The following is a 14,629-nucleotide window of genomic DNA, read 5'->3' on the forward strand; positions in this document are numbered from 1 at the left end:
GGTTTCGGGACTTAATATGTTAAAATAGGCTGGTACGTCAGGAACGGATAAGGAGATGGGCAGCATGACGAAGTACAAATTGATTGCGCTGGATATGGACGGAACGCTATTGAACGAGCAAAGCGAAATTAGCGCGGAGAATGCCGAATGGGTGCAGCGTGCGCTTGACGCCGGCATCACGGTCAGTTTCTCGACAGGCAGAGGCTTCGCCAGCGCGCTGCCTTTTGCGGAGCAGCTTAAACTAACAACACCGATGATTACCGTCAATGGCGGCGAGATCTGGACGAAGCCCCATGTGCTGTACAAGCGGTCGGAGCTGAGCCCAGTCTACGTACAGCGTCTGCACGAGCTGGCGCAGCAATATCCCGAGGTGTGGTTCTGGGCCTATACGACAGGCGAGATCTACAATAAGGAGCGCTGGTTCGACGCCATACATAACTACGATTCCTTCCACTGGCTCAAGTTCGGCTATTATACCGAAGACGATCGGGCGCGCGAGCTTATTCTGGCCGAGGTGCAGAGCTGGGGAGGGCTGGAGATTACCAATTCCTCCTTGCAAAATATCGAGCTGAACCCGCTGGGCGTATCCAAGGCGAGTGCGCTTAAGGATCTATGCGAGTGGATGGGTATCGATATGTCCCAAGTCGTAGCGGCGGGAGACAGCCTGAACGATATCGCGGCAATCCGGGAAGCGGGCCTCGGGGTTGCGATGGGCAACGCGCAGGAAGCCGTAAAGGAAGCGGCTGACGTTGTGACGCTGACCAATCAGGAGCATGGAGTGGCGGATCTGATCAAACGCTACGTCTTGTAGCCACATTCGTATATGTATAGGGACACACGGATAACGCTGTGCCGATTCTTCAGCACCTTAAGGGGAGATGAAACATGTTTTTAGATATTTTAGGATGGACGCTTATCGTATTGCTGTTCATCATCGGCATGGCGGGGACGATTTATCCGATACTGCCGGGAGCTATCGCCATATATGCAGCTTACTTTGTGTACGGGTTGTTTTTTTCATTTGAGCCGTTTGGCGTATTTTTCTGGATCATTCAGTCGCTGATCTTTATCGTGCTGTTCATCGCGGACTATGCGGTGAGCGCGTGGGGGGTCAAGCGGTTTGGTGGTAGCAAGGCTTCGATCATCGGAAGTACGATCGGCTTGATTGCAGGACCTTTTGTCATTCCGGCTTTCGGCCTCATTATCGGCCCCTTTGCGGGTGCTGTTATAGGAGAGCTGATTGCAGGCGCGAACTTCGAGAAATCGCTTAAGGTAGGATGGGGCTCGCTGGTTGGATTATTTACAAGTGTCATCGTGAAAGTCATTCTGCAAAGCGCCATGATCATTCTGTTTGTATTGTGGCTGATCTTCAACTAAGTGGATGGCACGAGAAACTAGACTACATTAAAGGCGGTTATGGGATATGGTAAAAGTAACAGTATGGAATGAGTTCCTGCATGAGAAACAACATGAAGAAGTGAAGAAAGTATACCCGGACGGCATTCATCAGGTGCTGGCAAAAGGCATTGCTGCCGGTGATATCGAGGTCGCTACCGCAACGCTGGAGGAGCCGGAGCATGGCTTGTCCGAAGAACGTCTGAACGAGACAGACGTCCTCATCTGGTGGGGCCATATGGCGCATGACCAAGTGGATGACGCCATCGTGGAGCGGGTGCAGCAGCGCGTGCTGAACGGCATGGGGCTGATCGTGCTTCATTCCGGCCATTTCTCCAAAATATTCAAAAAGCTGATGGGAACGGGCTGCGACTTGAAGTGGAGAGAAGCAGGGGAGAAGGAGCGTCTATGGGTCGTGAATCCAGCGCATCCGATTGCAGCAGGCTTGCCTGAATATATTACGCTTGAGAACGAAGAGATGTATGGCGAGCACTTTGACATTCCGGCGCCGGACGAGCTAATCTTCGTCAGCTGGTTCGAAGGCGGAGAAGTATTCCGCAGCGGCTGTACGTTCAACAGAGGACAAGGCAAGATCTTCTACTTCCGTCCAGGCCATGAGACATATCCAACTTATTACAATCCGCAAATCCTGCAAGTCATCCAAAACGGCATTCGCTGGGCGGCTCCTTCTCGGACGGCTGCTCCCGTACGAGGAAATCATCAGCCGCTGGAACCGATCTCAAACCAATCGTAAGGGGACGAGCCGACCGTTATGCTGAAGAAAGAATCCCTATTAAAGGGCACGATCATATTGGCGGCGGCAGCGCTCGTCGCCCGGTTTCTCGGCTTGTTCCAGCGTATTCCGCTGGATTATATGCTCGGAAACGAAGGCAATATCGCCTTTACAAATGCGAATCAGGTCTACATGATTGTGCTTATGATCGCAACGGCAGGCTTCCCAAGCGCCATCAGCAAGATGGTGTCGGAGCGTTACGCGCTGGGACGGCCTGACGAGGCGCAGCGCATCTACCGTGCCGGACTCCTGTTCGGCTTGATTGCAGGTTTTGTACTGGCTATCGCATTGTATGTGCTGGCTCCGTTGTATGGGGCGATCTCTAAGGAGCCAGGCAGCGTCCTAGCCATACGCGCCATCGCGCCGGCACTTCTGTTCTTCCCTCTTGTCGCGATGATGAGAGGGTACTTCCAGGGACGGCAGATGATGTCTGTGGGAGGCACCTCCCAGATCGTGGAGCAATTCGCGCGCGTTATTTTGGGCTTACTGCTCGGCTGGCTTGTGCTGGAGCTGGGCTGGGGCGACCGCTGGGCGGCTGCGGCTATCACATTCGGCAGCGTGTTCGGGGGAATCGCAGCTTTCGCCGTTATGCTGAGATTTGCCCGCAAGCTGAAGAAGCAGGACGCTTCATCCAGGAAGCCTGCTCGCCGGATGAGTGCGGAGGCCTCAGCTGCTCTTAGGCCTTCATTTAGCTCTCCATCTGCCAAGACACAGTCCGGTACGCTGACCAATCGCGGAATCTACAAAGAGATTTTGAGCATGTCGATTCCATCTCTCGTTACTTCGATGTCGATTAATGTGCTGCTGTTGTTCGACGTGATGCTGTTCAACCGGCTGACTGGTAATTTCTATACGTTGGTTGAATCGAAGGCGGTTGCCGCCGACTATGGCATTAAAGCGATCTCCCTGGCAGGGATACCACCGATTCTGGCTATCGCGCTGGGGTCTTCCATTATCCCGATCATCTCATCCGCCTTTTCTCTGAAAAACATGGACGAGGTGCGCCGCCAGGCTTCCATGGTCATGCGGATCGTGTGCTTCACGGGCGTTCCGGTTGCCCTATTGCTCACAGTTGCTTCCTTCTCCGTCACAGGCTTGCTGTTCGCGGGACCAAGCGGCAGCGGGCCGGTAGCGGCATTGTCCGCAGCAGCCATTCTGCAAATTACGATGATGACCTCCAATTCGATTATTTATGGCATGGGCAAACCGAAGCTGTCCATGACCCATACGTTAATCGGACTGGGCCTTAAGGTTGCGGTCAGCATCGCGCTGGGGCCATTCCTCGGCATCTATGGACTTATTATCGGCTCGGCCGTATGTTTTATTGTAGTGACCATGCTCAACCTGAGAAGCATCAACGGCATCGTGAAGCTCCAAGTCCTCGGCGCCCGCTGGGTACCGTACATTGCGGCAGTGGCGTTATCGGCGCTGGCGGGATGGGGAGCTGAGCTCGGCGTCTTGAGCCTGACGAGCACTTGGGCAAACAAGCTGTCCTATCTTCTGGCTGCAATAGCCGCAGCTGCAGTGGTAGGCGGACTGTACGTAGTGCTGCTGCTAATGCTGCGGGTAATTAGACCGGAGGATGTCACGGCGCTGCCAAGGCCGCTCAGAGGTCCGTTCAACAAGCTTCTCCGCGTATTTCAACGTGCAGGAGCCTAATCCTTAATAATAAATGCGCCTGAACTGGAAAATAGTTTGTATTTATACATTCCAGACGTTTACAATCTTCAAGCCTCTCAAGTACAATAAATTCAGTTCATTTATATGTACATAAGAGGGAGAGATACGGATGAGGAAATGGCTGAAGGCCAAACGATTATCCATGCTGCTGCTCGCCATGACGATCTTGATCGCGGCGGGCTGTCAGTCTGTGGGCGGGCTGGACTTGAATCAGACGCTGAAGAACTCGCTGAAGACGACATCCAGCGAAAGCAAAAGCACGATTGAGTTCAAGTTGAATTTGGATGAGAAAGCAATTGAGGCTGCTATAGAAAATGAAGAAGCAACAGTCGAAGATGCAGAACTGATCCGTTTGTTTTCGAACGTTAAGCTGGAGCTTCACCAACTGCAGGCAGACCATACCCGCATGTCTGTAGACGGCAAGCTGACGCTTGGCGAAGCTGAGCCGGTATCGGTTGGCTTCTCAGCGAAAGCGGATGAGAAGACGCTCGTTATCGAATTGGAAGGCGCTAAGCAGCCGTTCATGTTTGATCTGACTGGCGAGACCTATCTTGAGATGAACGGAATCGAATCCGAAGAAGCGGCATTGCCGGAGGGCGCCGAGGAGTCTCTGACTAAGCTTGGCTTTGATATGATGGATCTTATTTCTCATTATGGCATCACCAATCTGCCAAACCCGAAGGACCTGAAGGTTGCCCCTGTATCTGAGCCGATCAACGGCGTTGAGACGGGGCTGATGCATGTTCAGTTCAGCTTGGACAGCAAAGGACTGTGGGATTGGGCCGGCTCGTATCTGGACGCGCTGATTGCCGACCGCCAAGGCTTGCAAGCCTTGGTCAAGGGCATATTAGAATTGTTCGAATCGAACAAGGCGCTGCTGGAGTCGATGGGCGAGTCTGAACTGTTTGGCACAAGCGCACTGGATGCTCCGACCCTGGAAGAACAGGCGGAAGAAGCGGCTTCGGAGATTGAAGACGCGCTTGTCTCCTTGCGGGATGAGATGAAGTACATGGAAACGGAAGACAAGGAGTCGCTTGACGCTCTATTTGGCGAAGCGCTTAAGCTGAATGTGGACGTATATGTGGACAGCAGCCTTCATATTCGCAAGACGCAATATGATCTTAGCTATACGCCTGCGGCTGCCGAGGAAGAAGAGATGGCTTTGCCGTTTACCGGACTGTCGCTGAAGCTTAGCACGGAGCAGTGGGATGTGAACGGCGACGTGAAGCCTGCAGCGCCTGCGGCAACAGAGGATGCCATTTCGCTTGAAGAAGCGGAATATATGCAAGGCTACGACGTTGTAAAGCTATTTGAAAATGACTCATTTATTTATGATCTGCTGAAAAACAAGCTTCATATCACACAACAAAGCTACTACGGCTTCCCTGAATCGTTCTATAACCCGCCGATCGTGATGCCGGGCTATATCACAATGGTGGCTGTCCGTGACGTTGCAGAAGATTTTGGCGCTGAGGTCAGCTATGATCCGAAGACGCGTATGATTACAGTTGCAGACCGCGGCACGGACACGAAGATCCAGTTCCAGTCCGGCAGCGATACGGTCGTCGTGAATGGTGTCAAGGAAGTATGGCCGCTTCCAGCTACAGTAATCGAAGGCACAACATATGTGCCTGCACGGAAGCTGGCTGAGGTATTGGGAGCAACGATTGAATGGCAAACGTTCTACGAGGATGAAGACAAGGTTCTCGTCATCGAGCGTGAGTTGTAAAACTGTGTTGGAGGTCATGCATCATGAACAAATTGAAGACGGAAGCCGAGTTCAGAGAAGCGGTCTCGGGCGAAGAGCTGACCATTGCTGTATTCAAAGCGGTATGGTGCAAAGACTGCCACTTTATCGATCCGTTTATGCCGGACGTGGAGAAGCAGTATGAAGGCCGCGTGCAATTCTACGAGATCGACCGCGACGATTTGCCGGATCTATGCTCGGAATTGTATATTCTTGGCATTCCCAGCTTTATTGCGTTCAAGGGCGGCAAGGAATTGATTCGCTTCGTCAGCAAGCTGCGCAAATCTCGGGAAGAAATTGAAGAGTTTGTGGACCGTGCCATTGCGGTAAGCGATAATCTGGCACAAGCCTAAGATTTAAGGAATGGCATACTAAATCCGTATGGGATCGGCGCGATAACAAGCCGGCTCATACGGATTTTCTTTTTGCTGGGCAGCCGATGTAATCGTCACATTTTCAACATGGCTTTTGCCCAAGCTTATCGCTATAATTGAAGGGTCATAACTTACGGAAAATAGGTGATTTCTTATGGTAACCGGCCGTTTTCGCGCGTTTGCTATCGCATCGTGCATCGGAATGCTGCTTGTACTTTTAGCCGGGGCTTTGGTCACGAATACGGATTCAGGCAGAGGCTGCGGCGATGACTGGCCACTCTGTCACGGCAAATTCATCCCTGCTTATACGTTCGAGTCCATGCTGGAATACTCCCACCGTGTCGTCAGTGCGCTGGAGGGCATCCTTGTTCTCGGCGTAACGATCGCTGCATACCGCATGTACAAACGGAACCCTGACGTGTACAAGGAGCCTTTGTACTACGCGGGATTTGCGCTTCTGTTTACCGTTGTACAAGCGTTTATGGGGGCTGCCGCCGTCTTATGGCCGCAATCTCCGCCGATCATGGCTATTCATTTTGGCATATCCATTATTGCATTTGCAGCTACGATGCTGCTCGTCATCTGGACGTACCGCGTTCGCAATGGCCCGCAAAAAACGTTTGTGGTGCCGCGATCCATATTGCCTCGTGCTTTAATTACGTCGGTGTACTGCTACTTTGTGATCTACCTTGGAGCTTTCATCCGCCATACGGAATCGGCGGGCGGCTGTGATGGCTGGCCGCTGTGCAACGGTCAGGTTATCCCTGAGATGACCGGCGCTACCGGCATCGTCTTTATTCACCGGGTTGCCGCACTAATCCTGGCGCTTATGATCGCCGGACTGTACTATCATGTTCGCAAGGTAAGTTCCGAAGGCGAAGGATTGACGAGCTCCGCAGGATGGGTGCTGCTGCTGATCGTGGCTCAAGTGATGAGCGGCGCTTGGCTGACATCCACGGTCGGGGACGAGAATTGGTTTATCTTTACAAGCTTGATTCATAACTTGATCATCGTAGGCCTATTCGGCATATTAATGGACATTGTCATTCGTTCATGGCGGCTTAGGGAGCGGGAAGGAAGTGGGAAGCAATGACGTTTGCGAATTTGCGCGAGTTTCTGGAAGTGCTGAAGAAGGACGGCGATCTGAAAATCATCGAAGCCCCGGTTGATCCCTACCTGGAGCTGGCTGAAATTCATCGCCGCGTCATCGAACAGGAAGGACCGGCGCTGCTCTTTACGAATGTAAAGGGCAGCCCTTTCCCTGTCGTGACGAATCTGTTCGGAACAAGCAGAAGGGTCGACCTTGCGTTTGGTCCAAGACCTGAGGAGCTTATGAAGCAGATCGTCGGCGCGACGGAGAGAATTATGCCGCCGACGCTTAAGGCGATCTGGGGCGAGAAGCAATTGATTCTGGATATGATGAAGGTAGGCATGAAGGATGTGCCGGCTTCATCCGCTCCGATTCTGGGCACGCTCAAGAAGGATCGTCCGCTTGCCGGCTTGCCGGCCATTACAAGCTGGCAGGAGGACGGCGGACCGTTCGTTACACTGCCGCTCGTCTATACGGAGAGCATGGCTTCCCGCAAGAAACATAATTTAGGCATGTACCGGATGCAGATCTTCGACGACTCCACGACGGGCATGCACTGGCAAATACATAAGGGTGGCGGCTTCCACTATTACGAGGCGGAGCAGCGCAATGAGGCGCTTCCTGTAACCGTATTCCTGGGCGGACCGCCAGCGTTGATCGCTTCGGCAATCGCTCCACTGCCGGAGCATTTGCCGGAGCTGCTGATGGCTTCGCTTATTCTGGGAGAGAAGCTTCCCGTCGTACAGAATCCGCAAGGCGGCCACCGCATTCCAGCGCAAGCGGAATTTGCGATCAGCGGCAAGGTGCCTCCGCATCTGCGCAGACCCGAAGGTCCATTCGGAGATCACTTCGGCTATTATTCCTTGATCCATGATTTCCCTGTATTTGAGGTCGACCATGTGTGGCATCGTAAGGATGCCATCTATCCGGCTACAATTGTCGGAAAACCTAGACAGGAAGACTATTATTTGGGTGAATACTTGCAGCGTCTGCTTGCTCCTGCATTCCCGATGGTTATGCCTGGTGTGAAGGAGCTATGGGCCTATGCGGAAGCAGGCGTGCATGCGCTTGCGGCGGCTGTCGTCAGGGAGTCGTATTCTCGCGAGGCGCTTTCTACAGCGTTCAGCATTCTGGGCCAAGGCCAGCTGACGCTGACCAAATTCCTCATGCTGACAGATCAGCCGATTGACTTGTCGAGATTCGATGTGCTGCTTGAGACGGTGCTGGAACGCTTCAATCCTGCGACCGACCTGTTCGTATTCGACGAAACGTCCCATGATACGCTGGATTACACAAGCGGGAAGCTTAATCATGGCAGCAAGGCGGTTATGCTTGGCGTTGGCGAGCCTGTGAGAGTGCTGCCTAGGGCTTATACGGAAGGCGCAATTGGCGAGATCGACAACGCACAGGTGTATTGTCCGGGTTGCCTAGTCGTGTCGGGCGCTTCCTACGAAGCAGAGCCGGCACTCGCTGAGCGGCTGCTGGAGCGATTGAGCGAGAAGGGGACGGAATGGCCGCTCGTCATATTGGCGGATGACGCCAATATTGCGAAAGGACAAACCGCTTTCCTGTGGACGGTGTTTACCCGCTTCAATCCGGCCGATGACATCTATGCGATGTCGGATGTACGTAGACATCACTTCGGCTACAAGCTGCCGATCGTAATCGATGCGCGCATGAAGCCGGGCTATCCGGATGAGCTGTTCCCGCGTGAGGACATCGTGAAGCTGGTTGACACACGCTGGAACGAATACAAACTATGATTGCTTGCGGCAGGAGGCGTTAGTCTATGCTACATTTCATGTTCGACGAACCGGAGAGAATAGCGGACGGCGCGTTGGCGGAGACATTCAGCCTGATGGATCAATTTGTAGATATGGTGGCAAGCCGTATCCGCAGCGGGCAGGATGCCGACCAGAAGCTGCGTAAATTTGAAATATGGACCAAAGGACTGCGCTCCTCGCTCATCGAGCTGGAGCAAAGTCATTATGTGACAGGCCGCTTTAAGGACAAGGTCGTATCGGGATCGGTGGATGACATGTCCAAAAGCGAGAAGCTGGATTACGACCGCTATGTGTATTTTGACAAAAACAGCTTTATTCGGGTCTTCTCCCTATTGGATAAGATGGGCACTCTGCTAAACGAATTGCTGGAGATGCGCACGGAGAAGATCAAGCCTCATTTTTCCTACTTTACGGTGCTGCGGAATATGCGGGAGCGGAAGGCGCATCCCGGCCTGACCTGGAAGCTGAACGATGTGAAGGAGCAATATAAGGATTCGATGAACCGGCTGCGCAAGCGCAGAAATACGGAGATCCATTATATGAACTCGGAGATGCATGACGATTTGATCCAAAGCCAGCGCATGTATGGCGAGGAAGCGCGGCTGGAAAATATCGCTCAGCAGTCGGAAGACTTGACGAGATGCCTGCATATGTCTATAGAATCACTAAGGCTTACGTTCCAATATGCTTGCGCATTAATGCGCAGCAAATCCGTATAATCCCGGGAGAGGGTGATATAGGTGGAGCTGAGGGGAAGAACTGCGCTTGTAACGGGCAGCGCCAAAGGGCTTGGGAAGCGGACGGCGCTGCAGCTGGCCGAGCAGGGCTGCAATCTGATTATCAATTATTTGGAGAGCGAGCAGGAAGCGCATGAGGTGAAGAGCCGCATCGAGCAGCTCGGCGTAAAGGCGATCACCGTGCAAGCAGATATCGCTTCGACGGAAGGCGCGCATAAGCTCGCTGACGAAGCGGAGCGCTGGGCTGGCGGTGTCGATATACTAGTGAACAATGCCGGGCCATTCGTGCGCAAGAGAAGGCTGTACAGCGAGTATGACGAGGAGACGATCATCAGGCTTATGAACGGCAATCTCCTGAGCGTAATGCTGCTAGATCACCGTTTGCTGCCGCGCATGCGCGAGAACAAGTGGGGACGCATTATCCACTTCGGCTTCGGTCATGCCAACGAAGCCCGCGCATGGCCGCATCGCGCCGTATACGCGGCGGCGAAGACGGGGCTCGTGTCCTTTACGAAGTCGCTTGCCGTTGAAGAAGCTCCGTTCGGCATTACGGTCAATCTGATTGGTCCTGGAGATATACGGGGCGCCAACAAGGAGAAGTCAATCGAGGAAGTGGAGAATGAGCATGATTCAGAATCTCCGCTGGGCCGTCCGGGAGTCGGAGAAGACGTGGCACGTGTCATCCTCTTCTTGTGCCAGAATAAGTCCAGCTTCTTAACAGGTAATGTGATCGACGTAACCGGCGGGTTTGATCCCATTAGAGCCAATATAAAAGGCATGTTTTGACACAAAAAAAGAGTCTTATCCTGCAGCTGATGCCGCAGTGATAAGACTCTTTGCATTAGAATACTTGTACGACTTCTACGACGCCGTCTACCTCTTCAAGCAGCGCGCGCTCGATACCGGCTTTGAGCGTAATCGTGGAGCTTGGGCAGCTGCCGCAAGCACCCATCAAGCGGAGCTTGACAATGCCGTCTTCCACATCGACCAATTCTACGTCGCCACCATCGCGTTGCAGGAATGGGCGAAGCTTATCAAGCACGTCCAGCACTTCGTCATACATTGTGTCTTGTACTTGTTCACTCATTGCAATCAACTCCTTTCTCCCCTATTATAGTACAAAGCGAAGCAATTGAAAATGGTTCGCAAACGCAATCATGAAAAGTAAGGTGATCTACAGTGATGAAACCGATGATCGAATTTTGCGCAAGCAATATGCACCATGGTACGGATGAGATCATGAATCGTCTGGAGCAGGATGATTCCTATGAAGTCATAGAATATGGCTGCCTGGGCAATTGCGGCGAGTGCTACTTGAAGCCCTATGCGCTTGTCGACGGCACGATTGTGGCTGTCGATGATGTAGATGAATTATACGACGCTATTATGAAGGCGATCGATCAGCAGCAAGCCGACCGCGATGCGTTGGACAAGCTGCTGGATGATCTATAATAGTACGCGGTTAGCCAAGGTGGCGCTTGGACTTCCATAACACGCCGCTCTTGACCAGACGCGGTACGCGGCCGAGGATCGGGGTTCCGCCCATGATGCCGAAGCCGCTTTTTTTGCCTAGCGAGCCCAGCACGCCCTTCAGCTTGATCTTGCCTAATCTTGGTGTCTTATCATGCCAGATGGCGTACAGAACTTCAGCGATTTGCTTGCCTTGTCCGCCAGCCGCTTGCGCGCTCGGAGAATAAGGCAAGGAAGCGCAGTCGCCTACAACAAACACATTGCTGTAATCCAGCAGCTGATGGAATTCGTTAATCATAAGCCGTCCTTGCGAGTCCTTAGGCAGCGCCAAGCGCTGGATGAGCTCGACAGGCTGGATGCCAGCCGTCCATACCGTTACATCCGTGTATATCTCTTCGTCGTTGTTCGAGTCATACAGCATGCCTTGTTCCAGACGGGTTAGCGAGACATGTCCTCTCATCTCGACGTTGTGCTCCATGAACCAGTCTGCAACGAAGTCCTGCAGCTTGCCCGGGAAAGCCGACAATACCTTCGGCCCGCGATCTAGAAGTCGAATATTCAGGTCAGGCCTGCTCTCACGAAGCTCGGAAGCGACTTCTACACCGCTTAGTCCGCCCCCTACGATTGACACCTGGCCGTACGGCTTTATGTCGTTCAGCAAGGCATAGGTTTTCCGTGTAGCGGAGAAGGATTGAATGCTTGTTGAATATTGCTCTGCGCCTTCAATGCCGTGATATTTGTCCGTACAGCCAAGCCCAAGGACCAGCCAATCGTAAGCAATCGGATCGTGACCTTCCACCATAACGAGCTGCTGCTCCAAGTCGATATCCGTAATGTTGCCAAATGCCAGCTGCAGCCTTGGATCAGACGGGAATTTAACCCGAATCTCCAGATCGGATGCCGTGCCGGCAGCGAGCGCGTAATATTCCGTCTTCAGCCCCTGGAAGGGCTGACGGTCTACCAGCACAATGGATACATCATACGGCAGTTGCTTCTCAAGCAGATCGTTCGCAATGGCAAGGCCGCCGTAACCCCCGCCTAAAATGACTAATTTTCTCATGAGTTCCCCAGCTCCACGATTCGTGATGATTGTAGGTTATGCCTACGACCTCTTGTTTAATCATTCATAAATTTTGATTTCGTTATAGAACGTATCCCGCTCAACAGGTATTCTTCCTGCGCCTTTGATCAGCCAGATCAGATCCTCGCGCGTAATGCCTTCCGGTGTAAGCGCGCCGGCTGCATGGCTGATTTTCTCCTTCACGATCGTACCGTGCGCATCCGAAGCGCCCATGGTTAATGCTACTTGTGTCAATTGAACGCCAATGTTGATGAAGTACGCCTTGATATGCTGGAAGTTGTCCAGCATTAAGCGGCTGATCGCAATCGTCTTCAAATCCTCAAATGCGGAATTCCGTCTGCGGATGCCCGCTTTTGGATTGATCGGCTGCATAGAGAGCGGAATGAATACCAGGAAGCCGTTCGTATCGTCCTGCAGCTCACGGATTTGCATCAAGTGCTTGATCCGGTCTTCCTTCGTTTCAATCGAGCCGTACAGCATCGTCGTATGCGTGCGAAGGCCGAGCTGATGCGCCGTGCGGTGTACGTCCAGATACTGCGAGACATCCGCTTTATCCACGCGCATTTTTTTGCGGTAGTGGTCGGACAGGATCTCAGCGCCGCCGCCTGTCAGCGATTGAAGGCCGGCTTTCATCAGTTCCTCCAGCACTTCCTTGTAGCTTAGACCGCTAATACGGGAGAAGAAATCAATCTCCGCCGCTGTGTAGGCTTTCAGTGTGACATCCGGATACTGTGCCTTTAATGCTTTAAGCGAATCCACGTAATATTGAAACGGCACATGCGGATTATGTCCGCCTACAATATGAAATTCGCGCACGCCTGGATGGATATGTTGCTCGACATATTCAATCATTTGCTCGCCGGAGAGCGTATAGGCGCCGGGAGCGCCCTCATCTCTGCGGAAGTTGCAGAATGCGCAATGCGCTTCGCATACATTGGTAAAATACAGGCTCATGTTCTCAATGAAATAGACTTTTTTTCCGTTTTTGCGCATCGCAACCTCATTGGCGAGCTGGCCAATCGTCAGCAAATCGTCGGACTGGTATAGGAAAACGCCGTCTTCAAGCGATAGACGCTGTCCGTGACGCACTTTTTCAATAATATGGCCCATCTGACTTTCTTGCGTGGGTATGATGACGTTCATGGAAGGCCTCCTTTTAGAGATAGTAAGCAGCTAAGTTTGTGAAAAAAATAACTTGGGAAAACGTTTAATAAGCTGTAACCATTATAAACCTCACACGTAGTAGGGGCAATAAGAAAGTCTTGTCTTGTCATCCAAATACGGCGGTGACGCGTCAAAGCGTCTGAGAACTCATCCGGGACCAATACCCTTGAGCATCGGAGCAATGTGGAGTATACTATGGATAAGTAAGTGCTAACTTATAGGAATGGCTCGTTATATGAATGGAGGGATGTAGGATGATCACGATCAGTGAGCTGGCATCTGAAAAAATAAAAGAAATGCTGGAACAAGAGGCTTCTCCGGACTTGTTCCTGCGCGTCGGGGTGAAGGAAGGCGGCTGCAGCGGCTTCTCCTATGGCATGGGCTTCGACGATGAATTGAATGAAGGCGACCAAGCGCTTGAAGCGCAAGGCCTCAAGGTTATCGTGGACAATGACAGCATCAAATATCTTCGCGGCCTTGTCATCGACTACAAGGAATCGGCGATGGGCGGCGGGTTCACGATCGAGAATCCGAACGCAAGCGCGACTTGCGGCTGCGGTTCGTCATTCCGTACGGCTACTGACGCAGGCAAGCCTGCTGAAGCTGGCGAGTGCTGATTGCTACAATTCGCAATTGGTAAGGAAGCTCTCTGCACAGATGGTGCAGGGAGCTTTTTTTATGCCGATTTCCTCACAGTATTCGGCAGCAGCCCATCCCTATCGGGGGAAACCCTGATTCAAATATGCGGTTATCCCCGACTTACAGCGAGCTGTCTTCCTTCTATAATAAATAGTAGATGAAATGGACTGATGATGGCCCGCAGGGAAGGGGAGAGGGAAGATGACAAGAGAAGAAAGGGATATAACCGCCGCCGGGCTGCTGAGGCTGCTGCTGTCCAGAACAGATAGCGACATAGCTGCGCTGGGAGAAGCCGATGGCGAGACCCGCAAGCTGAAGTGGCTGCTGGTAGAGGGCGGCGCAAGTGCACGGACGGAGCGCATCAGGCAGAAGCTGTCCGATGGACTGACAGGTTCGGCTCTACGATCGGGTAGAATGATCAAGCTCGACAGCGGATTGACCGATAGGGAGTTTTTTAAGCTGGGAGAAGCCATTGTGCTTACGGAAGGGCTCCGAGCTGCTGCTGCATTGCCGCTGCATCCGTCGAAGCATCATGCGCTTGTTGCGTTTATCGGCCGGAGAAGGGACGAGAGCTACTCCGCTGCTGCAATGACGCAAGCAGATGAGGTAGGCCGGCTGCTAACGGCTTGCTGGCGTTCAGATGTTCAATAATAGGCTGCCTAATAGTCGGCAAGA

General features: G+C 52.6%; 16 protein-coding genes. 13 read left to right on the forward strand and 3 right to left on the reverse strand.

Annotated features, from left to right (window positions below):
* Nucleotides 1-64 precede the first annotated feature (64 nt).
* From D3P07_RS13230 to D3P07_RS13275, 10 genes are all read left to right on the forward strand, one after another.
* On the forward strand, nt 65-811 hold the full coding sequence (locus D3P07_RS13230; RefSeq protein ID WP_119800668.1) for a Cof-type HAD-IIB family hydrolase: 747 nt from the start codon (nt 65-67) through the stop codon (nt 809-811).
* A 74-nt stretch (nt 812-885) separates the two neighbouring features.
* Nucleotides 886-1,377, forward strand: coding sequence for a DUF456 domain-containing protein (locus tag D3P07_RS13235; protein WP_119800669.1), 492 nt, complete (start codon nt 886-888; stop codon nt 1,375-1,377).
* Between the two features lie 46 nt (nt 1,378-1,423).
* A complete protein-coding gene (locus D3P07_RS13240; protein WP_119800670.1) occupies nt 1,424-2,149 on the forward strand; it encodes a ThuA domain-containing protein in 726 nt (241 codons plus the stop codon).
* An 18-nt stretch (nt 2,150-2,167) separates the two neighbouring features.
* The gene (locus D3P07_RS13245) at nt 2,168-3,847 is read left to right on the forward strand and encodes a putative polysaccharide biosynthesis protein (protein ID WP_119800671.1); all 1,680 of its coding nucleotides are present in this window, start codon (nt 2,168-2,170) and stop codon (nt 3,845-3,847) included.
* A 130-nt stretch (nt 3,848-3,977) separates the two neighbouring features.
* The gene (locus D3P07_RS13250; protein WP_119800672.1) at nt 3,978-5,597 is read left to right on the forward strand and encodes a copper amine oxidase N-terminal domain-containing protein; all 1,620 of its coding nucleotides are present in this window, start codon (nt 3,978-3,980) and stop codon (nt 5,595-5,597) included.
* A gap of 23 nt (nt 5,598-5,620) precedes the next feature.
* Complete coding sequence (locus tag D3P07_RS13255; RefSeq protein WP_119800673.1) at nt 5,621-5,968, forward strand: thioredoxin family protein; 348 nt, start codon at nt 5,621-5,623, stop codon at nt 5,966-5,968.
* 175 nt (nt 5,969-6,143) lie between these two features.
* Nucleotides 6,144-7,082 (forward strand): COX15/CtaA family protein, encoded by a 939-nt coding sequence (locus D3P07_RS13260; protein WP_119800674.1) that lies wholly within the window; start codon nt 6,144-6,146, stop codon nt 7,080-7,082.
* A complete protein-coding gene (locus D3P07_RS13265; protein WP_119800675.1) occupies nt 7,079-8,842 on the forward strand; it encodes a UbiD family decarboxylase in 1,764 nt (587 codons plus the stop codon). The genes D3P07_RS13260 and D3P07_RS13265 overlap by 4 nt, the downstream gene beginning before the upstream one ends.
* A gap of 26 nt (nt 8,843-8,868) precedes the next feature.
* Complete coding sequence (locus D3P07_RS13270; protein ID WP_119800676.1) at nt 8,869-9,582, forward strand: Cthe_2314 family HEPN domain-containing protein; 714 nt, start codon at nt 8,869-8,871, stop codon at nt 9,580-9,582.
* Between the two features lie 21 nt (nt 9,583-9,603).
* Complete coding sequence (locus tag D3P07_RS13275) at nt 9,604-10,386, forward strand: SDR family oxidoreductase (RefSeq protein ID WP_397334577.1); 783 nt, start codon at nt 9,604-9,606, stop codon at nt 10,384-10,386.
* Nucleotides 10,387-10,441: 55 nt separating this feature from the next.
* On the opposite strand, the gene D3P07_RS13280 is transcribed toward D3P07_RS13275, so the two are convergent.
* Nucleotides 10,442-10,687, reverse strand: coding sequence for a NifU family protein (locus D3P07_RS13280; RefSeq protein ID WP_068685047.1), 246 nt, complete (start codon nt 10,685-10,687; stop codon nt 10,442-10,444).
* Nucleotides 10,688-10,782: 95 nt separating this feature from the next.
* On the opposite strand from D3P07_RS13280, the gene D3P07_RS13285 reads away from it, so the two are divergent.
* On the forward strand, nt 10,783-11,052 hold the full coding sequence (locus D3P07_RS13285) for a YuzB family protein (protein ID WP_119800677.1): 270 nt from the start codon (nt 10,783-10,785) through the stop codon (nt 11,050-11,052).
* Between the two features lie 10 nt (nt 11,053-11,062).
* Here D3P07_RS13285 and D3P07_RS13290 read toward each other — a convergent pair whose 3' ends face one another.
* Complete coding sequence (locus tag D3P07_RS13290) at nt 11,063-12,130, reverse strand: NAD(P)/FAD-dependent oxidoreductase (RefSeq protein WP_119800678.1); 1,068 nt, start codon at nt 12,128-12,130, stop codon at nt 11,063-11,065.
* A 60-nt stretch (nt 12,131-12,190) separates the two neighbouring features.
* Nucleotides 12,191-13,294 carry an aminofutalosine synthase MqnE gene (gene mqnE / locus D3P07_RS13295; RefSeq protein ID WP_119800679.1) on the reverse strand — a complete coding sequence of 368 codons (1,104 nt, stop codon included), beginning with the start codon at nt 13,292-13,294 and terminating at the stop codon, nt 12,191-12,193.
* A 275-nt stretch (nt 13,295-13,569) separates the two neighbouring features.
* Here mqnE and erpA point away from each other — a divergent pair, with 275 nt between their 5' ends.
* Both erpA and D3P07_RS13305 read left to right on the forward strand, forming a co-directional pair.
* On the forward strand, nt 13,570-13,932 hold the full coding sequence (gene erpA / locus D3P07_RS13300) for an iron-sulfur cluster insertion protein ErpA (protein WP_119800680.1): 363 nt from the start codon (nt 13,570-13,572) through the stop codon (nt 13,930-13,932).
* Nucleotides 13,933-14,155: 223 nt separating this feature from the next.
* On the forward strand, nt 14,156-14,605 hold the full coding sequence (locus D3P07_RS13305) for a GAF domain-containing protein (RefSeq protein WP_119800681.1): 450 nt from the start codon (nt 14,156-14,158) through the stop codon (nt 14,603-14,605).
* Nucleotides 14,606-14,629 lie beyond the last annotated feature (24 nt).

Origin of the sequence: Paenibacillus sp. 1011MAR3C5, from assembly GCF_003591485.1 — a bacterium.
Classification (GTDB): domain Bacteria; phylum Bacillota; class Bacilli; order Paenibacillales; family Paenibacillaceae; genus Pristimantibacillus.